Source organism: Vibrio sp. 10N.247.311.49, from assembly GCF_041467655.1.
Classification (GTDB): domain Bacteria; phylum Pseudomonadota; class Gammaproteobacteria; order Enterobacterales; family Vibrionaceae; genus Vibrio; species Vibrio crassostreae_C.
Window position 1 is genome coordinate 19,307 of sequence record NZ_JBFSVA010000019.1, and the last position, 22,327, is coordinate 41,633.

Below are 22,327 nucleotides of genomic sequence, written 5' to 3' on the forward strand. Positions count from 1 at the left end.
CTATCACACTGCTATTTTTTATTTTTTGCTTCAAATCAATTCATGATAAAAGCTTTGGTTATCTTTTCTCCGCCACTTTGACTTCACCCCACATGGAATCAAGCTGTTGTAGTGAAAAATCGGTCAAATTTTTACCTTGCTGACGAACTTTTTGTTCCACCCCTTTAAAGCGACGCGAAAACTTGAGATTGGCTTTATTGAGTGCCGATTCTGGGTTTTTACCTAAATGTCGTACCAAGTTAACGGTCGCGAACAGTAAATCCCCCAGCTCTTCTTCAACCAATTCTTCATTTGGCGTCACTTGAAGTGCCTCTTCCAGCACCTCATCGACTTCCTCTAAAACCTTATTAGCCACTGGGCCAATAGAGTCCCAATCAAAGCCATATTTCGCTACCTGTTTTTGAATCTTTGTAGCACGTGAAAGCGCAGGTAGAGAGTTTGGTATTGAGTCTAGAATACTTTCTTGAGTTTTGCCTGCCTGAGCTTTTTCTTTGGCTTTTTCAGCTTCCCAGTTGGCATTAATTTCTTCATCGCTCGCAAACTCGGTATCAGAAAACACATGCGGATGGCGGCGTGTTAGCTTTTCGTTAATGCCATCAACCACATCAGAGAACTCAAACACCCCCTGTTCTTTCGCTAACTGGCTATAGAAGATCACCTGAAACAACAAGTCACCCAACTCTTCTTGTAGGTTCGGCCAATCTTTGTTGTGAATCGCATCCACCACTTCGTACGTCTCTTCGATAGTATGCGGGACAATTGTTTCAAAATTTTGTTTTAAATCCCAAGGACAGCCACCTTCTGGATCGCGCAGCTTAGTCATAATTTGTTCTAGTTGTTCAATCGGGTGGCTCATGGTGCTTTCCTATTATTCTGTTTGATTGTTTTAATCTAATTCTTTTCTTAAAACTAAAAAAGGTGAGCAGCCAAAACCACTCACCTTTCTATTTTTCGTCATCTCCAAGAGTGAAGTATGAGCGAGTTGGGGATCTCAAACCGCTTGGCGAGATTCCCTATCACGTTCGTCCCTCACTGTAGGGAATGACATAAATGACACAAAAGGATCATCCAAGTCTCTTAACGCTCATTACATCTTTGATCTGCTCGACTCGACTTGTCACTCGGCTCAGAATCTCAATATTGGTCACTTCCAAATCGAAATCCATTACCGATAGCTGACGCTTGTAGTCGATGCGGCTCTTCATTGTGGTCACGCTGATCTTTTCATTCGAGAACAGTGAGGTGATGTCTTTCAACAAGCCATTACGTTCTAGCGCTTCAACACGCAGCGTTAGGATGTATGAACCGACAAAGCCATTACCCCAAACGGTATCAATGATACGTTCTGGCGCATGCACGCTTAGCTCGCCTAGCTGTTCACAGTCAGCGCGGTGCACTGAGATACCACGACCTTGAGTGATGTAACCTTTAATCACATCACCTGGGATTGGCTGACAGCAACGCGCTAGGTGCGTCATTAGGTTATCAACGCCCTCAACCACTACCGCATCTTTCTTCGGACGACTCTGTTGTGCCGGCTTGTTTTCCGACTCAAGCAGTTTCTCTAGCGCTTTCTTGTCTTCTTCTTCCGCCGTTGGCTTATTCACTAGCGCATTGATGTGATTAACCACTTGGTTAATACGCAAGTCGCCACTACCAATACCTGCATAGAGTTCGTCTGGCGTATTCACGTTAAAGCGTTTTAGTGCGTATTGATCAGCATCTTTTAGGGTTGCGCCTACTTTCGCTAGCTCAACTTCCAGGATATCACGACCCGCTTCTAGGTTTTTCTCACGGCTTTGTGCGCGGAACCAAGCGTTGATTTTCGCTCGAGCTCGACCAGAATGAACAAAACCTGTGGTTGGATTTAACCAGTCACGAGATGGGTTCGGCTCTTTCTGCGTGATGATCTCAACTTGATCGCCCATCGATAGTTTATGAGTGAACGGTACGATACGCCCCGCTACTTTGGCACCGATACAGCGGTGTCCGACCATCGAGTGGATGTGGTAGGCGAAATCCAACGGGGTTGCGCCCATTGGTAAGTCGACCACGTCACCACGTGGAGTAAATGCGTATACACGGTCATCGAAGACTTGGCTGCGTACCTCATCCAGCATCTCGCCAGAGTCCGACATCTCTTCTTGCCAGTCGATAAGTTTACGCAACCAAGTGATTTTCTCATCGTAGCCACTACGGCCGCTTGAAGCTCCTTCTTTGTACTTCCAGTGCGCCGCCACACCAAGCTCAGAGTCTTCGTGCATTTGCTTAGTACGGATCTGAATCTCAATGGTCTTGCCTTCAGGGCCAAGTACTACGGTATGAATCGACTGGTAACCATTTGGCTTAGGGTTCGCCACATAGTCATCAAATTCGCTCGGGAGGTGCTTGTATTTAGTGTGTACCACCCCAAGGCCGGCGTAACAGTCTTGCAGCTGGTCAGCGATAATACGTACTGCTCGTACGTCAAAAAGCTCATCGAAGGCTAAGCCTTTCTTCTGCATTTTGCGCCAGATACTGTAGATGTGTTTTGGTCGGCCACTCACCTCAGCATTGATGTTTGAACGCTGCATTTCTGCGGTTAAATCATCAACGAAATCTGTGATGTATTGTTCACGAACGATACGACGCTCAGACAGCTGTTTTGCAATCTGCTTGTAGGTATCTGGTTGTTGGTAGCGGAATGCGTAATCTTCGATTTCCCACTTAAGTTGGCCGATACCTAAACGGTTTGCCAGTGGGGCATAGATGTTAGAACACTCTTTTGCGGCCGCGCGACGCACAGCATCAGGCGCTTTTTTTACCTCGATAAGGTTACAGATTCGTTCAGCGAGTTTGATGACTACGCAGCGGAAATCATCGACCATAGCCAGTAGCATGCGTCGAACGTTATCAACTTGACCCGAGGCAGCACTGCCTTCAAGGGTCACGTTTAACTGGCCTAAGGCCGCCATTTCTTCAACGCCATCGATCAACTTTACGGTTTCTTTACCGTAGCTTTCTTCAAACGCTTCGCGCTCAAAAACGCCGCTTGAGACGACGGGGAAAAGTTGTGCAGCAATTAAAGTGGCACGGTCCATGGACAAGGTGACCAAGATTTCGATCATCTCACGGCCACGCCAAAGCAAGAGCGATGCTTGCTCGTGATCTTTTAAAAGTTCTTCACAGTGACGATAAACTTTAATCAGTTTATTCGAGGTTTTTGCGTCTTGATTCAATGACGCAATCCAACTTTCTAGCTCAAACTGTTCGCTTGGGTTTAAATGTGCGCTTCGTACCGCAACCATCATGCCTTCCTAGTTATTATGTTTTATACCCAATTCAATATGACTAACTGGTTCCAAGTTAGTTCGACCATATTGATATCAGCGCAGGCTTCCCTGCGCCTTTGTGATTCATTTGAAGCCTTGTTTAAGGGCCTCTAAGCCTTGATAAAGAGAGCCATAGATTCTAGATGACTGGTGTGTGGGAACATGTCCAACATACCCAGTTTGGCTAATTGATAGCCTTGTTTTTCTAAGCTCTCAGAATCTCTAGCTAGAGTAGCAGGATTACACGAAACATAAACCACACGCTTCGCTCCTAACGCTGAAATTTGATCAACGATCCCACTCGCTCCCGCACGTGCCGGGTCAAGCAATACTTTATCGAATTTCTCTTTTGCCCAAGGCTGTGAAGATAAGTCTTCTTCAAGGTTAGCTTGGTAAAATTCTGTATTGCTTAACTGGTTTAACGCTGCATTAGATGCGGCTTGCTGAACCATTTCATCAACGCCTTCTACACCAACCACAAACGCCGATTGTTGCGCGATAGGCAGACTAAAGTTACCGAGACCACAAAACAGGTCTAGCACTCGCTCATCCGCTTGAGGCTCTAGCCACTCAATCGCTTGAGCCACCATCTGCCGATTCACTTTCTGGTTTACTTGGATAAAGTGGTTTGGCTCAAACGGTAACGTCACGCCAGTTTCGCTGTAAGAAGGTGTATCGCCGACTAAGCGAACCAACTTATCGGTTTCAGGCATCGAATACAGCGTAGCGCCTTCTTCTTTTGCTAACGCAATCAGCGCTTGCTCATCTTTTTCAACCAGAGGCTTAAGGTGACGTAGCACCATAACAGGGCCAGTATCGCCCAACACCAATTCAACGTGTCCTAAAGACGTAAGGCTGTTGAAAGTGTTCAGTAAATTTTTCAGTTTTGGCAGCAACACATTAAGGCGAGGATCAAGCACGGCACAGTCGGTGATGTTTTCAATCTGCTTACTCTGCTTCTTACGGAAACCGAATTGAAGCTGTTGCGTCTTCTTATCAACAAATAGGCTGATACGTGCGCGACGTCGATAACCGGTTTCATCACCGACAATAGGTTGTGCAACTTCAGTGTTCGCCGTTTGGTATTGGCTCATCAGGTGCGTCAGAGATTGCGATTTATGCTCAACCTGAGAAGAGTAACCTAGGTGTTGAAGGTGACAGCCACCACACTGATTAAAGTGCTTACAAAACGGCTTTAAACGCTGCTCGCTCGGCTTCAATAACTTGATGAGTTTAGCTCGCGAAAACTTACTTTTGCTCTCAGTAAGTTGAATAACCACCTGCTCACCGGGCAATGCGCCATCAATGAAAACCGGTTTATTCTTTTGATAAGCGATGCCAGCGCCATTGTGATCCATTCGTTCAACCAAAACCGATTGATGCTTGGTCTCGAGTTGAGTTTTCTTTTTTGGTTGGAAAAAACGTGCCATTGCTTGTGCCTAATGTATCTTTTAATAAGTAATTGGTATCCAGGACTCACTATTATGTCTTGGAATCATTGTCGAACGTCACGGCTTTGATTAAGCTTACCGTTCACTTAACCGCCATTGTGTGCGTTATTTTCCCATATCCAGACCTCGATGTAATTAAAGAACATGACCAGATATGGCTTAAGAGCCCGTGTAATTACCTTAACTCTAGCTCCAACCCTGATTATTGGGTTGCTATTGAGTGCATTTTTCTCATTTAACCGCTATCAAGACCTTGAAGGTCAAGTGGTTAACACTGGTACTAGCATCATTGAGCCACTTGCGATTGCGAGTGAATCAGGCATGAAGCTCGAAAGTCGAGAGTCTGTTCGTCAGCTTATTAGCTATGCGCATCGAAAGAATTCTAAGCTAGTGCGCAGTATCGCGGTGTTTGATGAGCGTCATGAGTTGTTTGTAACCTCAAACTTCCACCCCGATTTTGAAAGCCTGACCTACCCCAAAGATAAACCGATCCCGCATTTAAGCTCATCGAACCTTCTCGATAATACGCTGATTCTGCGGACACCTATCATCGCCGAAGGCCAGTACATCAATTCAGCCAACGGTCAGTCTCAAGCTAATCAAGCGATCGGCTACATTGCGATTGAATTAGATCTTTCATCACTTCGATTGCAGCAATATCAAGAAGTGTTCTCTGCATTCTTAGTGTTGATTCTCGGGCTTGGTTTATCGGGCGTGTTTGCGTTCCGCTTAATGCACGATGTCACTCAACCGATCACACACATGAAAAACATGGTCGACCGAATTCGTCGAGGTCACCTAGATGTGCGTATCGAAGGTAAGATGCATGGTGAGCTAGACTCGCTGAAAAACGGTATCAATGCGATGGCGGTATCGCTATCAGAGTATCACGTCGAGATGCAGCACAGTATCGACCAGGCCACATCAGATTTGCGTGAAACTCTTGAACAGCTAGAGATTCAAAACGTTGAGTTAGACATCGCGAAGAAACGCGCTCAAGAAGCGGCTCGTGTTAAGTCTGAGTTCTTAGCGAATATGTCTCACGAATTGAGAACGCCGCTGAACGGTGTGATTGGCTTTACTCGTCAAATGCTCAAGACTCACCTATCGAACAGTCAAACCGATTACCTACAAACCATTGAACGCTCGGCAAACAACCTGCTTAGCATCATCAACGATATCTTGGACTTCTCGAAACTTGAAGCCGGTAAATTAGCCCTAGAGAACATCCCATTTGAATTCCAAGCCAGCCTTGAAGAGGTAGTAAACCTTCAAGCAACCAACGCTCATGAGAAAGGCCTAGAACTGACACTGAAGATCGACCCTAAAGTACCGCCAGGTGTGGTGGGCGATCCACTGCGTATTCAGCAGATCCTAACCAACCTTGTTGGTAACTCAATCAAGTTTACCGAACGCGGCAACATTGATATCAGCGTTGAGCTTCGCTCACAAAGTGAAGACAACATCGAGCTGCAATTCATGGTTCGCGATACGGGTATTGGTATTTCTGAGCGTCAACAAGCTCAGCTTTTCCAAGCTTTCAGCCAAGCCGATGCAAGTATCTCTCGTCGTTACGGCGGTACAGGCTTAGGTCTGGTTATCACCCAAAAACTGGTCAGCCAAATGGGCGGAGAGATCAGCCTAACCAGTCGTCTTCACCAAGGCTCTACCTTCTGGTTCACCTTGAGACTATCAACGACTGATATGCCGATGACAGAGCTGATTGAGACGCAGTGTCTGCAAGACAAACAACTGCTGCTTATCGAGCCAAACATGCAAGCGGCATCGATTACTCAGCAAATCCTAACCCAAGAAGGCTTAGTGGTAACGTATCGTTCGGTGATGCCAGATGAGACGACCTCGTATGACTACGTTCTGCTTAACCTAGCCGCCAACCAAGAGTATCAATTTGATACTGTGAGTGGTTGGGCGATCGGTGCGAAGAAGATTGCTCAAAACGTGATTATTGGTACACCAAGTACCGAGCTAGCGTTGGGTGAGCAACTAATGAAAGAGGTCGATGTTCAGTGCATCACCAAGCCTCTTTCTCGTAAGAAGTTGCTGCAAACTCTGGTATCGAATCAGGCACCTACCTTGATTGCACCAGCGATTGAAACGCATTCTGAAGAGAAGTTACCGCTTACTGTGATGGCAGTAGACGACAACCCAGCCAACCTTAAGTTGATTACCGCGCTGCTTAAAGAGCGTGTAGAAACCGTCATCAGTTGTACCAGTGGTCAGCAGGCGATAGACAAAGCGACAGAGACGCCATTTGATATCATCTTCATGGATATTCAAATGCCACAGATGGACGGTGTAACCGCTTGTCAGAACATCAAAAAACTGGCGAACAATGCGAATACACCTGTAATTGCCGTGACCGCACATGCAATGATTGGCGAACGAGATCGACTGCTTGAAGCGGGCATGGATGACTACCTAACCAAACCTATTGAAGAGCATGTTTTACAGCAGGTTCTGATTCATTGGAGCTCGACCTCTGAGGTTGAGCACATCGAAAAAATAGATCCAGACCACCCAGCGGTCTCTGCTGAAGTCGACAACGGTCCGGTGTCAGAAACTGAAGCCAGCGTGCACACAAACATCATCATTGATTGGCAAGCTGCGATGAAACAAGCCGCCAATAAAGAAGACCTCGCACGCGATATGCTGCAAATGCTCGTCGACTTTATTCCAGAGGTGTATGAGGCAGCAGACAAAGCGATAGAAGACAGTGACTATCCAGTTGAAGAGCTGATACACATCATTCACAAGATGCATGGCAGCAGCTCGTACAGCGGCGTACCAAGGCTAAAATCGGTATGTGCGACAATAGAGAAAGAGCTGCGTTCAGGTACTTCTGTTGAAGACATTGAACCTGAGCTTTTCGAGCTTCAGGATGAATTAGATAAGGTTCAAGCAACCGCGATTCACTACTTGAAACAGGCGAAGGCCTAGCGGGTACTTGTTACTCACTAGTATTCTTTAGAGGGTTTACCCGCCAATAAAAAAGCAGAGCTCATGAGCTCTGCTTTTTTCTGTCTAGAGCCAAGAGCACTAGATATAAAGTCGCGATAATCTGTTTACGATTCGAGTAACACCGTTGCCACAGCGTAGTGACGCTCATCCGAGATAGTCAGATGAATCGATGTTGTGCCATTCGCCTCTGCGATTTCACGCGCTTTCTTGTGTAAGCTCAATACTGGCTTACCATGCTCATCGTTTGAAATCTCAAAGTCGTGGAAGGTAACACCCAGCGCAATCCCCGTACCTAACGCCTTAGATGCAGCTTCTTTAGCAGCAAAACGTTTTGCAAGGTAACGGCCTTTTTGCTTCAACTGTTGGAATACTTCAAACTCAGAATCCGTCAAAATACGCTGAGCAAAAGCGTCGCCACTTCGCGACAGCGCCTTCTCGACACGTTCGATTTCTGCGATATCTGTACCTAATCCAACAACTGCCATGTTTCCTCTACTACTTAACTTCTGTCTAATGATTAACTGTACATCGCTTAGTGCCGACGACTTGCCGAACTAAGCGTTGTTACGTGCTGTTTCCATGATTGCTTTCATGTCTGCAACGGCTTTGTTTAAGCCATCAAACACTGCACGTCCCATGATCGAGTGACCGATGTTCAGCTCGTAGATCTCTGGAAGTGCCGCAATCGGTGCTACGTTGTGGTAAGTCAGACCATGACCCGCATTGACTGTGATACCTAAGTCATCTGCATAGCTTGCGCCTGCTGCGATCTTCTTAAGCTCGTCTTGTTGATCTTCTTCTGTCTTAGCATCAGCATAGTGACCCGTGTGCAGTTCAATGAACGGTGCGCCACACGCTTTTGCAGCATCGATTTGCTCACGGTCAGCATCGATAAACAGAGATACCTTGATACCTGCTGCAGACAGTTTTTGTGTCGCCGCTTTGATCTTCTCTAGTTGACCAACTACGTCCAAGCCACCTTCAGTGGTTAGCTCTTCACGTTTTTCAGGAACCAGACAAACAAACTCAGGATTAGTATCGAGTGCAATTTGAACCATCTCGTCCGTTACGGCCATCTCCAAGTTCATGCGAGTTTGAAGTGTTTCAGCCAGAATACGCACATCGCGATCAACGATGTGACGACGGTCTTCACGCAGGTGAATAGTAATGCCATCTGCACCAGCACGTTCAGCGATTTCAGCTGCGTGTACTGGATCTGGGTATTTAGTACCACGTGCATTACGTAGTGTTGCAATATGGTCGATATTAACGCCTAAAAGGATTGAGCTCATTTTCCAATACTCCGTGCTCTGGAGAGGGCTATTGTTGGCATAAATAGCTCTCTACTTTTTAATGGTTTGCCGCCAAGATACGGCTTTAAGGCTATGCGTGTAAAGCGTTTTGCCGCTTTTAACTGCTCTTTAGTGATAAACCTACGTTCGCTGATTGCAATAAGTTCATCGCCCATAAAAGTCAGGTTATCTCGACGTACTGAAGCGATGAAACCTTTCTGCTCTCGATAGCGATAAGTCATGCTCGGATCAATCGCTTCGCCAGTGCCCGCGCAGTGTAAAAAGTCGACGCCGTAACCCATAGTAGATAATAGAGCCAGCTCAAAGCGACGCAGTGCTGGCTCAGGATTATCATTATGCGCCAGCTCTGTTAAAGCATGAAGATAGTCGTGAAAAAGTGCAGGCATCGGTACTTCCGCCATCAATACCCGACCGATAAGCTCGTTCACGTACATGCCTGAATACAGATTAATACCGGCGAGAGGGAGCCCCAAGCTGATGGGTTCAGCTTGGCGTAAGGTTTTCATCGAACCATTACCAGACCACTTAAGCAATAGCGGCGTAAAAGGTTGTAATGCACCTTTCAAATTGGAACGCTTGCTGCGAGCGCCTTTAGACATCAACGTCACCCGACCGAACTCTTCGCTGAAGACGTCCAAGATCAGGCTCGACTCACTGTATGGTCGACGGTGCAACACAAAGCATCGCTGTAACCCTTCGCTCAATCACTTACCCTTATTACAGATACAAAAAGAGAGAGTTCGCACTCTCTCTTGGATTTATCTTCAGTTCAACTTTCTTAATCTCAGAAAGTGACGTTCAATATATTATAGATCGTCGATGTAGCCTAACGAGCGAAGTGCACGCTCATCATCAGCCCAGCCAGATTTAACCTTGACCCAAGTCTCTAGGTAAACCTTACGGCCGAATAGCTCTTCCATATCGATACGCGCTTCACGACCAATCGTTTTGATCTTCTCGCCCGCTTTACCAATCACCATTTTCTTCTGGCCTGTACGCTCAACAAGAATCAGTGCATTGATGTGGAAGCCATCGTTATCTGGGTTGTAATCGAAACGTTCGATTTCAACCGTTACCGAGTAAGGTAGCTCGTCACCCGTAAAGCGCATCAGCTTTTCACGGATAATTTCAGAGGCCATAAAACGTTGCGAGCGATCAGTCACGTATTCTTCAGGGAAGTGGTGTGTCGCTTTAGGTAAATGTTCACGTACGTGCTTACGCAGTACATCAATATTTTTACCTTGCTTCGCTGAGATTGGCACTACATCAATGAAATCCATCTTCTTAGAGACTTCCATCATGTGCTGCATCACGTTAGTACGGTCTTGAACGTTATCTACTTTGTTGATGCAAAGTACAACTGGGAAGTCAGTCTTCTTCAGTTTGTTCAGAACCATCTCATCGTCGTCAGTCCAGTGAGTACCATCGACAAGGAAGAATACTAGGTTTACATCACTCAATGAGCTGTTCGCCGCACGGTTCATCAAGCGGTTGATGGCACGCTTTTCTTCAATATGAAGTCCAGGAGTATCAACAAAGATCGCTTGGTAATCACCCTCAGTTTCAACGCCCATAATACGGTGACGTGTCGTCTGTGGTTTACGTGATGTAATAGAAATCTTCTGACCCAGAATATGGTTCAGAAGCGTCGACTTACCTACATTTGGGCGACCGACAATAGCGATGAAGCCACAGTGTTGGTTTTCCGGTAGGCCTGTTTTTTTGCTATCAGATGAAAAGAATGCATCGATATCGAAATCTTGGTTGTTATCAGACATTGCTTAGTTGCTCTAATGCTGTTTCAGCAGCCGCTTGTTCTGCCTTGCGGCGGCTAGTGCCTTTACCGATAACAGGTTTATCCACACCTGCCACTTCACACTCAACCGTAAACTCTTGGTTGTGTGCTTCACCTTTAATATTAGTCACTGTGTAGACAGGTAGAGGATTTCTTCGACCTTGCAAAAACTCTTGTAGGCGAGTTTTCGGATCTTTTTGAGATACTCCAGGCTGAATAGCATCTAGGCGAGATTGGTACCAGCTTAAAATAATGCCGCGAACCGTCTCGGTATCACTATCTAAATAGACAGCGCCGATGACCGCTTCAACCGCATCCGCTAGAATAGAATCACGACGGAAACCGCCACTCTTCAACTCACCTGGACCTAATTTTAAGTAATCTCCTAGTTCGAATTCACGACCTAGTTCTGCCAATGTATGACCACGTACTAATGTTGCGCGCATGCGGCTCATATCACCTTCGTTTACCTTAGGAAAACGGTGGTAAAGATCATCAGCGATAACAAAACTTAAAATTGAATCGCCCAGAAACTCAAGACGTTCGTTATGTTTACCTGCGGCGCTGCGGTGAGTCAGCGCCAAGTGGATAAGATCGGCATCATTAAACTGATAGCCAATCTTTCTCTCTAGTTTATCAATTGGAGAATTCATGCTCTCTCGATGTGTTATGTGATCGATTAATGAATCCCACCGATGCGATTAAAACGCACACCAGTAGGAATCCATGTTGGAAGTATACTGTCTGAACCGCGTTCGAATTCGAAGCTGATCCAAATAGCAACAGCCTTACCAACAAGGTTTGCTTCAGGGACAAAGCCCCAGTAACGGCTATCGGCACTGTTGTCACGGTTATCACCCATCACAAAGTACTGGCCTTCTGGAACGACCCATTCATTAACTCCATTGCGAGGCTGATATGCTTGCACACGATCACGACGTAATGGGTTAACTAAAATCTGGTGCTCTACGTCTCCAAGCTGTTCGTTCAGCTGAATCAGAGGCACACCATCTTGAATAAATTGACTTTCTTCAACGTTACTTAGTTTCACTGGTTCACAGCTACTTGTACCCTTCGCCTGAATACAGATCTCTTTACGACTGCTGTAGCGAATCGTATCACCTGGCATACCGACAACACGCTTAATGTAGTCAATGTTCGGCTGAGGTGGATACTTAAATACGATTGAGTCACCGCGTTCTGGTTTGCCTGTTTCTACCAATTGAGTTCGCCATACTGGGTCTTTCAGACCGTACGCGTACTTCTCTACCAAGATGAAATCACCAACCAAAAGGGTTGGCATCATCGAGCCAGAAGGGATTTGAAACGGTTCATAGATGAATGAACGCAAGATCAAAACAAATGCAATTACCGGGAAAATGGACACACTGTTCTCAACCCACCAAGGCTGAGCCGTAACTTTTGCGCTGATTTCAGCGTCTAGGCCATTCGATTGTGCTTCAACGTCAGCAAGCTTTTGCTGGCGCTTCTTCGCCCACACAAACTTTTCCAACGCCCATACAATGCCGGTTACTAGAGTTACGATCACTAAGATAAGCGAAAATGTGTTAGCCATTGATATCCCTTAAATTTCATTTCTTTAAAAATAACGAAAGTGAAAGAGTAGCGAGCTACTCTTTCACTCTAAATTATTCGTTTAATGCTGGATAAAGTTAGTCTTTTCCAACATGAAGGATTGCAAGGAAAGCTTCTTGAGGCAGTTCAACGTTACCGATCTGCTTCATACGCTTCTTACCTTCTTTTTGTTTCTTAAGAAGTTTCTTCTTACGACTGATATCACCACCATAACATTTTGCGATTACGTTCTTACGCAGTTGTTTCACTGTAGAACGAGCAATGATGTGGTTACCAATCGCTGCTTGAATCGCGATATCGAACATCTGACGAGGGATGAATTCTTTCATCTTCTCTACCAGTAGACGACCACGAGACTGGGCAATATCTTTATGCGTAATGATCGCTAATGCATCAACGGTTTCGCCATTCAGCAATACGTCGACACGTACCATGTTTGATGGCTCGTAGCGTTGGAAGTTGTAATCCAATGATGCGTAACCGCGAGACGTTGACTTCAGACGGTCGAAGAAGTCTAGAACGACTTCTGCCATAGGAAGATCATACGTCACAGCAACTTGGTTACCGTGGTAAACCATGTCGACTTGTACGCCACGCTTCTCAACACACAGTGTAATTACGTTACCTAGGTAATCAGAAGGTACCAGAATATTACAGCGTGCAATTGGTTCGCGAATTTCTTCTAGGTCATTAACTGCTGGCAGTTTAGCCGGGCTATCAACGTACAGAACCGTTTTATCTGTTTTTACAACTTCATATACTACTGTTGGTGCAGTCGTAATTAGGTCTAGGTCGTATTCACGCTCTAGACGCTCTTGGATGATCTCCATGTGAAGCATTCCTAAGAAGCCACAACGGAAACCAAAACCAAGTGCTGCTGAACTTTCTGGTTCAAAGAACAGTGATGCATCGTTCAGGCTTAATTTGCCTAACGCGTCACGGAAGTTTTCGTAGTCATCAGATGATACAGGGAATAGACCAGCGTATACCTGAGGCTTCACTTTTTGGAAACCAGGTAGACGTTCAGTGCTGCCGCCTTTTGCAAGCGTCAACGTATCACCAACCGGTGCACCTAGGATGTCTTTAATACCACAAACAACCCAACCTACTTCGCCAGTATTTAGCTCTGTAGTATCGATTTGCTTAGGCGTGAAGATACCTAGACGGTCAACACCCCATACTTGGTCTGTCGACATTACTTTGATCTTATCGTTCTTCTTCAGCTTACCGTTTTTGATACGAACCAAAGAAACTACGCCAAGGTAGTTATCGAACCAAGAGTCAATGATCAACGCTTGTAGAGGCGCTTCAGGATCACCTTCCGGTGGCGGGATTGCCGTCACGATGTTTTCTAGAACATCATCAACACCCAAACCTGTTTTCGCAGAACAGCGAGTCGCTTCCATCGCATCGATGCCAACGATCTCTTCGATTTCTTCAGCAACACGTTCTGGTTCAGCAGCTGGTAGGTCAATCTTGTTCAAGATTGGCACTACTTCCAGTTCCATTTCGATTGCTGTGTAACAGTTTGCTAGAGTTTGTGCTTCAACACCTTGGCCAGCATCCACTACAAGTAGTGCGCCTTCACAAGCCGCTAGAGAACGAGATACTTCGTAAGAGAAGTCTACGTGTCCAGGAGTGTCGATAAAGTTAAGTTGGTAAGTTTCACCATCTTTAGCTTTGTAATCTAAAGTCACACTCTGCGCTTTAATTGTAATACCACGCTCGCGTTCTATATCCATAGAATCGAGGACTTGAGCTGCCATCTCACGTTCACTTAATCCTCCACAAACTTGGATTAAGCGGTCAGAAAGGGTCGACTTACCGTGGTCGATGTGGGCGATAATCGAAAAATTACGAATGTGCTTCATAGGCTTGGTGTGACTAAACTCTTTGAATAGGGATAATAAGAAAGCCGCGACGCGTCCAATCTACAGTCAGCATTGGTGGCGGCATTTCAATCAAGTTGGCAGATTCTACCCAATTTAAGGGCAAGAAGCATCATAAATTAGACGAGAGACTCACCTAGGATTCGAATCAAGACGACTTCTTGCTTGGATTTGTCTTCCATGGGTTTGGCTAACCGCTTCGCTAAGGCAATCCCACCAGCAGTAAACAGTGCTGCACTTAAGATAACAATGCCCTCGCCCCCCTGGAGTAAGGGTTGTAACAAGAGTTGCCCAAAACCAGCACCAATCATCAACATGAAAAGTGGGATGAGATAAACAATCGCCGCCGACTGAAGTAGGCTTTTTTCTGGAAAGCCAATTTCTACGATTTGTCCAGCTTTGACTAAGCTTTTGGTTTTAAGCTGCCAAAACAAAGATTTATTGCCAACAGCCTTGGTCACAATACCCGTACCGCAGTTTTTTTGAGAAGAACAGCTGCTACAACTGGTTTGTTGTTCGCAGCTCAATTGAACAAAGTATTGCTCACCTTTTTGTTCAACCGAGCTAACGGTCGCCAGCGCGGTCATCATTGCGCTTGTACCGATTTATTAAATGTAACTGACTGAGCAATACGTTTTGCAGTTGCCGGCGGAATGTCACCAACCACAGAGATCTCTTTATCGCCAATCACTAAGCTGTGCAAGGTTCTACGCCCTTGACGCACCAGCTGCCCTTTCAATGAATGCTCATCTTTTTCCGCGATATAAACCGAAAAGTTAAACAGTCCATCACTGAAAAGCTGACTTTCAACCATTTTATCGGTCGCAGCCATTTGATAGCGGCTAAGCTCTTTTGATTTAAACCCTTCAGGAATCCACGACGCTTGCCAGTTAGTTTCACTCACTAAGCCTTCCGGTAATGATAAAACTTTCGGCAATTGAGCTTGGCTCAAGCCACCCATAGCCTCAGCAATCTTATCGTTCACCACGTAAGAGATAGTGCGGTACTGTTCAAGCACTTCGCCATCACGATCCAAAAGGTCGGCACGCAAAGGAAGATTCGTTTTTTCGTCTACCCAAACCACGTAAGAGTAGCGAAGGCCATCTTTCGGCACGACACGCAGCACTTGAGTGGTGCTACCTGCTTCACGAGAGCGACCAACTTTCACAAAGTCGTAGTACTGATTCAGAGATTCGATATCTCGATTAATCATCGGAATAACAGGCGCAACCATGCTGCCTGACTGAATCGTAAATGGCTCTGTACCCGGCTCGATGTAGCTAACTTCGTTGCCACGTCGAATGACTTCACGAACAGGGCCGCTTAGATAAACAAGGTGTGCAAGTTGTTGGTCGTCGTTAACCGCATGGCGATAAACAAGAGGCTCAATACTGCTCTTCTTTATCAAAATGTAGGAGAGTTCGTAATTTAGATGCTGACTGGCCTCGTTCATTTGATGCAACAAGGCCTTTGCAGTGGTTTCCTCTGCAAAGGCTGTTGGAGACATCAAGCTGAACAGTGTCAGTGCACTGACCAGGATTTTCTTCATTCAATGTCCGATTCTAGATGTGCATCTTGCATTGGCGATGCATCACTGTTTAATCTTAGCTGCAGCTCATAATCTTCTAACAATGCATGAACGCGTTTGCGCTGCTCTTGCAAGTTAGCTTCAGATGTTGGTTTCTCAACAGAGTCACGCGTTAAACTTACTGGTTCCGCAGAACCGGCAAATGGAATCGTCTGGAGTACAGGCAACTGCTCTGGTGCTGCAGGGTCGCTACCACCATATTGTTGAACACCTAATACAACGGCTAATGAAACACACGCTGCCACGGCAACTTGTCCAAACTGTTGTAACCACGCCGGAAGCTGACGCTTCGCTTGCTGAGGTTTAGGTTGCTCTTCAATTGGAGCAACAGTAGGTTCAACATTCACTTGGTGCAGGTTCGACATTGAACCATGTGCAGGCTCGTTCTCAAGCGCTGCCGCTACACTATTAGCAATGTTCCACTCTGGAGTTTCTGGCGAATCCCCACGCATAACATCACCAATTAAATGGTAACTCTGCCAAGTATCCATGCTTTCTTGATCAGATTCTAGATCTACAATGAGAGCTTTATCGATCGTTTCACCATCCATGAGTGCCGAAAGCTTTTCTTTATCAGCCATTATTTTCACCATAATTATTACAAGTTCTAGCGTTGCAAAAGAGGTTTGATTTTCTTTTCCACCGCTTCACGAGCTCGGAAAATACGCGAACGTACGGTTCCTACAGGGCAATCCATTACTTCTGCAATCTCTTCGTAGCTCAAACCTTCGAGCTCTCGCAACGTCATTGCAGTTTTTAAGTCTTCTGGTAGCGCTTCAATCGCTCCAAAAACAACTTGTTTCAATTCTTTAGACAGCGTTAAGTTCTCAGGGTTCGATATTTCTTTTAACGCGCTGCCTGTTTCGTAATATTCTGCATCTTCTGCATCTACATCGGTTGCTGGCGGCCTACGGCTTTGGGCAACGATATGATTTTTAGCGGTGTTCACGGCAATTCGGTATAACCATGTATAGAAGGCACTCTCGCCACGAAAGTTAGGTATCGCGCGGTAAGCTTTAATAAAAGCTTCTTGTGCTACATCAGGTACATCACCGGAATTATTCACGTATCGAGAGATAAGATTACAAACTTTGTTTTGATACTTAACCACTAGTAAGTTAAATGCCTGCTTATCTCCACTCTGAACTCGCTCAATCAACACTTGATCGGTTAGCTGCTCGTTCATTCGAGCGGGTACTCCTATTGTTATAACCCTCACCTTCACAGATATGGGTACTAATTATGCGAAATGTAGTATTGACACCACCGTCTACAAGAGCACTATTGTGACTAAGCCAAATACCGAAAGTTCCAACTTTCTTAAAATTATTTGCCATTATTGTTTCACAATGTGATGTAATAAAAATAGCTATCCCTATCAATTTGGGGAAACTTGAGCAAAAGCAATGGTATTGAGCAATTAAATATTTCTAGATAGCTGTCTATATATTGATTTTGCATAGCGTTTAAGGATGACTCTGGAGAGATTATAACAGTCTTAGCCAAACTCCTAAAACAAGACAAAGTCAATTGAGAGTGGACAACTCGACTATAGCCCGGGATTTAATAAGTTTTATGAACGCAAACCGTGAACATCAGTGTGATGTATTAGTGGTAGGAAGTGGTGCGGCAGGCTTGTCATTAGCCTTACGCGTAGCAGAACATGCAAAAGTAATTGTATTAAGCAAAGGACCACGCAGCGAAGGATCGACGTATTACGCACAAGGTGGTATCGCCGCGGTGTTCGATGAGTCGGACAGTATTGAGTCTCATGTAGAGGATACTCAAATCGCTGGGGCTGGGTTATGCGAAGAAGATACAGTTCAATTCATTGCTGAAAATGCGAAAGAGTGTGTGCAATGGCTGATTGATGGTGGTGTTCCATTTGATAAAGATGAGAACAGCACAGAAGGCCAACCAAAATATCACCTCACTCGTGAGGGTGGCCACAGTCACCGCAGAATTCTGCACGCTGCCGATGCAACTGGCATGGCGATGCAAACCTCACTACAAGATAACGTCAACAACCACCCAAATATCGAGATCTTCGAGCGCCACAATGCGCTGGATTTGATCACGGAAGATAAGATTGGTGGTTCAAAAGACAAGGTGATCGGTGCCTACATTTGGAACCGTAACCAAGAACATGTTGAAACCGTGCGCGCTAAGTTTGTTGTATTAGCAACAGGCGGCGCTTCAAAGGTTTACCAATACACCTCTAACCCAGATGTTTCTTCAGGTGATGGTATTGCTATCGCTTGGCGTGCGGGTTGTCGTGTGGCAAACCTTGAGTTCAACCAGTTCCACCCAACTTGTTTATTCCACCCAGAAGCGCGTAACTTCCTACTAACGGAAGCACTGCGTGGTGAAGGTGCTTACTTGCGTCGTCCAGATGGTTCTCGCTTTATGAAGGACTTCGATGAGCGCGGTGAACTGGCGCCACGTGATGTGGTTGCTCGTGCAATTGACTTCGAAATGAAGCGCTTAGGTGCCGACTGTATGTATGTTGATATCAGCCACAAGCCTGAAGAATTCATCACAGCGCACTTCCCGATGATCCATACTCGCTTGATGGACTTGGGCATCGACATGACCAAAGAGCCGATCCCTATCGTACCAGCCGCTCACTACACGTGTGGTGGTGTCATGGTGAATAAGCAGGGTCAAACCGACCTAACGAACTTGTATGCGATTGGCGAAGTGAGCTACACCGGCTTACACGGTGCAAACCGAATGGCTTCTAACTCACTGCTTGAGTGTGTGGTTTACGCATGGGCAGCAGCAAAAGATATCGTTGAGAACATCGACCAATCTCAACTGTGCGCTGAACTGCCAGCATGGGATGAAAGCCAGGTCACCAACAGTGATGAAGAAGTTATCATTCAACACAACTGGCACGAACTGCGCCTATTCATGTGGGATTACATGGGCATTGTTCGAACGGATAAACGACTAGAGCGAGCATTGCGTCGCATTCAGATGCTGCAACAAGAAACTCATGAGTACTACAGCTACTTCAAGGTTTCGAATAACCTATTAGAACTGCGTAACTTGCTACAAGTGGCAGAGCTAATGGTTCGTTGTGCAATGCAACGTAAAGAGAGCCGCGGCCTCCACTACACGTTGGATTACCCTGAACTTGCAGAAGACAGTGGCCCAACGATTCTGACGCCAGAGAAACGCCAATCATAATAATTGGTTAAACGTGCTTAGCGAATTAGCCGTCAGCGGAAAATGATTAAACGAAAGGGAGCCGAGTGCTCCCTTTTCTTTTGTCTAACGCTTTCTTTTATCTAATACTTTCTTTCATCGAATAGTTTGGCTTCTCTAGCGCGCTCGTTGTAAGTTCGCCAGAAAATGGCGATATTCTCGCTCGCAACAGCTGTCCCGCCAAAGCAGTACCGAGTGCCCACATTCAAACTGCAATTTAACGAAGAACTGCGCCCAGATCTTATCAACGGACTTGAGTCGGTAAGTTCGGTCATTGAGTCGAATATCACCATCCTCTCTGTAATCAAAACACCCATAGACACTATTTAGAATCACATGATTGTTTCTGAACAAGCGGATCATTAAAGCTAAGCAATAAAGGCTGGCGGCAAGTGGAATAGAAGACAGGACGATGAAAAACAAAAGGCACCCAAAAATAGTGCCTTTTGCAAATAATGCGGAATACGAAGGGTTAAGCTGAAGCTTAACGAACCTTGCTGAGGTTGTGTGCGACAATTTTATCAACCATTGATGCATGGCCTAGGTTTTCACTGCGTCCGTGGCCCATTACCCAAGTAAACAAATCTGGATCATCACACTCTAATAGAGAAACAAACTCGCGCTGTTCCTGCTCTTGCAATGAATCAAAACACTCTTCGAAAAATGGCATGATGACTACATCAAGTTCTAACATGCCGCGACGGCAACCCCATTTAATTCGTGCTTTCTGCTCTGCAGTGTACATTGGCTATCCTCACCTATAATTTTTCTTTCTCGGAGTGTAACAAGTCATACGCCCTGCAACTACTATGTGAGTCACAGTCCCTATCTAAGCTCACAAAAAAACCTAGGCTGACAAAGAAACAGAACCGGATTAACATAGAGCCAAATAAAATTCTTAGGAAAGATAAAATGGATTGGAAAAACATATTTCAGCCACTCGCTCATACGCAAAATGAATCGCTTCCAGAACTGATGATGACACACGTATCAGACTGGAGTGCAATTACCATGATAGGCGATGACAAAAAGTCGTACCTACAGGGTCAAGTAACGTGCGATGTCGTCACTCTTCCTAATGATGAATCCACATTAGGCGCGCACTGTGATGCAAAAGGAAAGGTATGGAGTATCTTTCGTTTGTTCCACCACAACGGTGGCTACGCACTCATGCAACCTAAATCAGCGATTGAAGTCGAGCTCGTTGAAATCAAGAAGTACGCGGTGTTCTCTAAGGTCGATATCGAGCAAACGTCTGACGTTGTTATCGGTGTGATGGGTTCGTCAGCTAATCAATACATTGATTCTATTTCAGAAAGCCAAGGTAATGTGCGTGCTATCTCTGGTGGTACAGCGGTTCAAGTTGCAGATAACCGCTGGGCTCTACTTGTGACAGAAGAAGCCGCTGAAGCCTTGGTATCAAACAGCGCTGCGGAGAAAGTATCAGAAACACTTTGGCAATATCATGAAATTCTTGATGCTCAGCCTAACCTATCGAAAGCAGAGCAAAACGAGCACATCCCTCAAGCGCTTAACCTGCAAGCGATTGGCGGTATCAGCTTTTCAAAAGGCTGTTACACAGGTCAAGAAACGGTTGCTCGTGCTAAGTACCGTGGCATGAACAAGCGTGAGATGCGCATTGTTTCAGGAACGACAGCAGAGGTATTGTCTCTAGAGAACCCAATTGAACTAGAGCGTAGCGTGGGTGAGAACTGGCGTGGCGCAGGCCGACTATTAAACGTCTATCAATTTGCTGATAACCGAGCGATTGGTTTGATGGTACTGCCAAACAACCTTGATGACGATGTTCAGCTGCGACTGACCGCGCAGCCTGATCAAACATGGAATATCCTGCCACTGCCGTACAGCCTTGACGACGAGTAACCACGTGGAAACGCAGATTACACAATGGCTGGATCAACAGCAGGTGAATTATCGCCTGCTGATGCAAAGCAAGCCAACCACCAGCATTGAAGAAACTGCACAAGAGCGAGGCATCGACGCCTCTCAAATGGTGAAGTGCATCCTGCTCAAGGATATGGGCAACCAGTATGCGTTAGCCTGTACTGCTGGCGATCGCTCTGTCGACCCCAAGAAAGTACGCTCGGTACTGAATTGCCGTCGAATGACCTGCGTGTCGCTCGCTGATGTTGAAGCGATCACCGGTTTTAAAGTGGGTTGTGTTGGTCCGCTCGCTCTCAAGAGACACATGCCGATCATTTTTGATCCTTCCATTCAAAACAACTCGACCGTAACCATTAGCTCCGGCGACCGAATGGCTGGCGTTGCGCTGGATCTCAATGATCTTATGGCGCTATGTGCACCGACCGTCGCGGACATCAGTCGATGATCGTTTAGATCATGCTTCGCAAACTTCATTTTAATATTTCATTGAGTACATTTTTAGTGTGAACCTCGTCATAAGAAGAACACACCATTAATAAATAGTTACTCAAAATAAAAGCATAAGTAGTCACAAAGTTAAATTTGCGTTATTGTAAATTTACTGACTAGCTATTAAGCAAATCAGTGCAAGTGAATCCACTGAGTAACATCAGTATCCACTTTTGTGTAATGCATCTGTGACTATTCGCCCGTTTTAGACGGGCTTTTTTTTGTCCGAAATTTACAATTTGATTACACAAACAAAAAAATCCCGCCTATTCTTATACTTGTAACATTATCACTGCTTAATACTGAACAGAAAAGTTCACGGCAGTTCACTACTCAGTATTATTTTGGGGAGGAGCTCACGTAAAAATAGATATTTACTGAAGAAAGTGCTTAGAACAGCACAAATATCTAATTAACGTCAACGCTACTGCATATAACTCCATGCTTATCACAATTATTATCTCGGAGTTTTTCTATAATATGCAGGCTAGGTAAATATAAGGATAATTAAGAATGAGACTGTTTAAGCGCTATACACCGAGTATGATTGCTAAACATGTAAGTCGACTTTTCAAAGGACGAATCTACATTTACGGCGTAGGAAAATTTGAGTTTGATAACGGTAAGCTAGTGCTACCAGACCGAGCAGAAAAACGTCACTTTCAAACAGTGAAAGAAATAAATAGTGAAATCATGAAACTGCGCTGCGCGTACGCATGACCTGATTATCTACAGAATTAAAAACAAAAAGGGTTGGCATTATGCCAACCCTTTTTTCGTACCAATTTTCGTATCAATGAT

General features: G+C 45.4%; 21 protein-coding genes. 5 read left to right on the forward strand and 16 right to left on the reverse strand.

The window, feature by feature from the left end; genetic code table 11:
* Nucleotides 1-58: 58 nt before the first annotated feature.
* The 3 genes from mazG to rlmD form a co-directional block, all read right to left on the reverse strand.
* The gene (mazG, locus tag AB6E54_RS16820; protein WP_102333132.1) at nt 59-856 is read right to left on the reverse strand and encodes a nucleoside triphosphate pyrophosphohydrolase; all 798 of its coding nucleotides are present in this window, start codon (nt 854-856) and stop codon (nt 59-61) included.
* 208 nt (nt 857-1,064) lie between these two features.
* On the reverse strand, nt 1,065-3,287 hold the full coding sequence (gene relA / locus AB6E54_RS16825) for a GTP diphosphokinase (RefSeq protein WP_017059036.1): 2,223 nt from the start codon (nt 3,285-3,287) through the stop codon (nt 1,065-1,067).
* Between the two features lie 134 nt (nt 3,288-3,421).
* Nucleotides 3,422-4,741 carry a 23S rRNA (uracil(1939)-C(5))-methyltransferase RlmD gene (gene rlmD / locus AB6E54_RS16830; RefSeq protein WP_102333133.1) on the reverse strand — a complete coding sequence of 440 codons (1,320 nt, stop codon included), beginning with the start codon at nt 4,739-4,741 and terminating at the stop codon, nt 3,422-3,424.
* Nucleotides 4,742-4,906: 165 nt separating this feature from the next.
* Between rlmD and barA the strand changes: the two genes are divergently transcribed.
* Complete coding sequence (barA, locus tag AB6E54_RS16835) at nt 4,907-7,720, forward strand: two-component sensor histidine kinase BarA (protein ID WP_017067822.1); 2,814 nt, start codon at nt 4,907-4,909, stop codon at nt 7,718-7,720.
* Nucleotides 7,721-7,845: 125 nt separating this feature from the next.
* Here barA and acpS read toward each other — a convergent pair whose 3' ends face one another.
* From acpS to rpoE, 11 genes are all read right to left on the reverse strand, one after another.
* On the reverse strand, nt 7,846-8,226 hold the full coding sequence (gene acpS / locus AB6E54_RS16840) for a holo-ACP synthase (RefSeq protein ID WP_017059039.1): 381 nt from the start codon (nt 8,224-8,226) through the stop codon (nt 7,846-7,848).
* A 69-nt stretch (nt 8,227-8,295) separates the two neighbouring features.
* The gene (pdxJ, locus tag AB6E54_RS16845) at nt 8,296-9,033 is read right to left on the reverse strand and encodes a pyridoxine 5'-phosphate synthase (RefSeq protein ID WP_017059040.1); all 738 of its coding nucleotides are present in this window, start codon (nt 9,031-9,033) and stop codon (nt 8,296-8,298) included.
* Nucleotides 9,030-9,758 (reverse strand): DNA repair protein RecO, encoded by a 729-nt coding sequence (gene recO, locus AB6E54_RS16850; RefSeq protein ID WP_372106478.1) that lies wholly within the window; start codon nt 9,756-9,758, stop codon nt 9,030-9,032. Before recO ends, pdxJ begins: the two co-directional genes overlap by 4 nt.
* Before the next feature lie 102 nt (nt 9,759-9,860).
* Entirely contained in the window at nt 9,861-10,832 is a 972-nt protein-coding gene (gene era / locus AB6E54_RS16855; protein WP_017059042.1) for a GTPase Era, read from the reverse strand.
* A complete protein-coding gene (gene rnc / locus AB6E54_RS16860; protein ID WP_017066012.1) occupies nt 10,825-11,502 on the reverse strand; it encodes a ribonuclease III in 678 nt (225 codons plus the stop codon). The genes era and rnc overlap by 8 nt, the downstream gene beginning before the upstream one ends.
* A 26-nt stretch (nt 11,503-11,528) precedes the next feature.
* Nucleotides 11,529-12,425, reverse strand: a complete 897-nt coding sequence (lepB, locus tag AB6E54_RS16865; RefSeq protein WP_016792824.1) for a signal peptidase I — start codon at nt 12,423-12,425, stop codon at nt 11,529-11,531.
* Between the two features lie 97 nt (nt 12,426-12,522).
* Complete coding sequence (gene lepA, locus AB6E54_RS16870) at nt 12,523-14,316, reverse strand: translation elongation factor 4 (protein WP_017059045.1); 1,794 nt, start codon at nt 14,314-14,316, stop codon at nt 12,523-12,525.
* A gap of 137 nt (nt 14,317-14,453) precedes the next feature.
* A complete protein-coding gene (locus AB6E54_RS16875) occupies nt 14,454-14,924 on the reverse strand; it encodes a SoxR reducing system RseC family protein (RefSeq protein ID WP_372106480.1) in 471 nt (156 codons plus the stop codon).
* Entirely contained in the window at nt 14,921-15,883 is a 963-nt protein-coding gene (rseB, locus tag AB6E54_RS16880; protein WP_017059047.1) for a sigma-E factor regulatory protein RseB, read from the reverse strand. The genes AB6E54_RS16875 and rseB overlap by 4 nt, the downstream gene beginning before the upstream one ends.
* A complete protein-coding gene (locus AB6E54_RS16885) occupies nt 15,880-16,503 on the reverse strand; it encodes a sigma-E factor negative regulatory protein (protein WP_102427893.1) in 624 nt (207 codons plus the stop codon). Before AB6E54_RS16885 ends, rseB begins: the two co-directional genes overlap by 4 nt.
* Nucleotides 16,504-16,529: 26 nt before the next feature.
* Nucleotides 16,530-17,108 carry an RNA polymerase sigma factor RpoE gene (gene rpoE, locus AB6E54_RS16890; RefSeq protein WP_008223963.1) on the reverse strand — a complete coding sequence of 193 codons (579 nt, stop codon included), beginning with the start codon at nt 17,106-17,108 and terminating at the stop codon, nt 16,530-16,532.
* 389 nt (nt 17,109-17,497) lie between these two features.
* Here rpoE and nadB point away from each other — a divergent pair, with 389 nt between their 5' ends.
* Complete coding sequence (nadB, locus tag AB6E54_RS16895) at nt 17,498-19,114, forward strand: L-aspartate oxidase (protein WP_017059049.1); 1,617 nt, start codon at nt 17,498-17,500, stop codon at nt 19,112-19,114.
* Between the two features lie 135 nt (nt 19,115-19,249).
* Here the strand turns inward: nadB and AB6E54_RS16900 are convergent, their stop codons facing one another.
* Both AB6E54_RS16900 and AB6E54_RS16905 read right to left on the reverse strand, forming a co-directional pair.
* Nucleotides 19,250-19,669 (reverse strand): protein YgfX, encoded by a 420-nt coding sequence (locus tag AB6E54_RS16900; RefSeq protein WP_346763705.1) that lies wholly within the window; start codon nt 19,667-19,669, stop codon nt 19,250-19,252.
* Nucleotides 19,617-19,877 (reverse strand): succinate dehydrogenase assembly factor 2, encoded by a 261-nt coding sequence (locus AB6E54_RS16905; RefSeq protein WP_004735374.1) that lies wholly within the window; start codon nt 19,875-19,877, stop codon nt 19,617-19,619. Before AB6E54_RS16905 ends, AB6E54_RS16900 begins: the two co-directional genes overlap by 53 nt.
* Before the next feature lie 167 nt (nt 19,878-20,044).
* On the opposite strand from AB6E54_RS16905, the gene ygfZ reads away from it, so the two are divergent.
* The 3 genes from ygfZ (at nt 20,045) to AB6E54_RS16920 (ending at nt 22,246) form a co-directional block, all read left to right on the forward strand.
* Nucleotides 20,045-21,016, forward strand: coding sequence for a tRNA-modifying protein YgfZ (ygfZ, locus tag AB6E54_RS16910; protein ID WP_017070455.1), 972 nt, complete (start codon nt 20,045-20,047; stop codon nt 21,014-21,016).
* Between the two features lie 4 nt (nt 21,017-21,020).
* A complete protein-coding gene (locus tag AB6E54_RS16915; RefSeq protein WP_029235114.1) occupies nt 21,021-21,482 on the forward strand; it encodes an aminoacyl-tRNA deacylase in 462 nt (153 codons plus the stop codon).
* Between the two features lie 557 nt (nt 21,483-22,039).
* Nucleotides 22,040-22,246 (forward strand): DUF1107 domain-containing protein, encoded by a 207-nt coding sequence (locus AB6E54_RS16920; RefSeq protein ID WP_009847660.1) that lies wholly within the window; start codon nt 22,040-22,042, stop codon nt 22,244-22,246.
* Nucleotides 22,247-22,327: the final 81 nt, after the last annotated feature.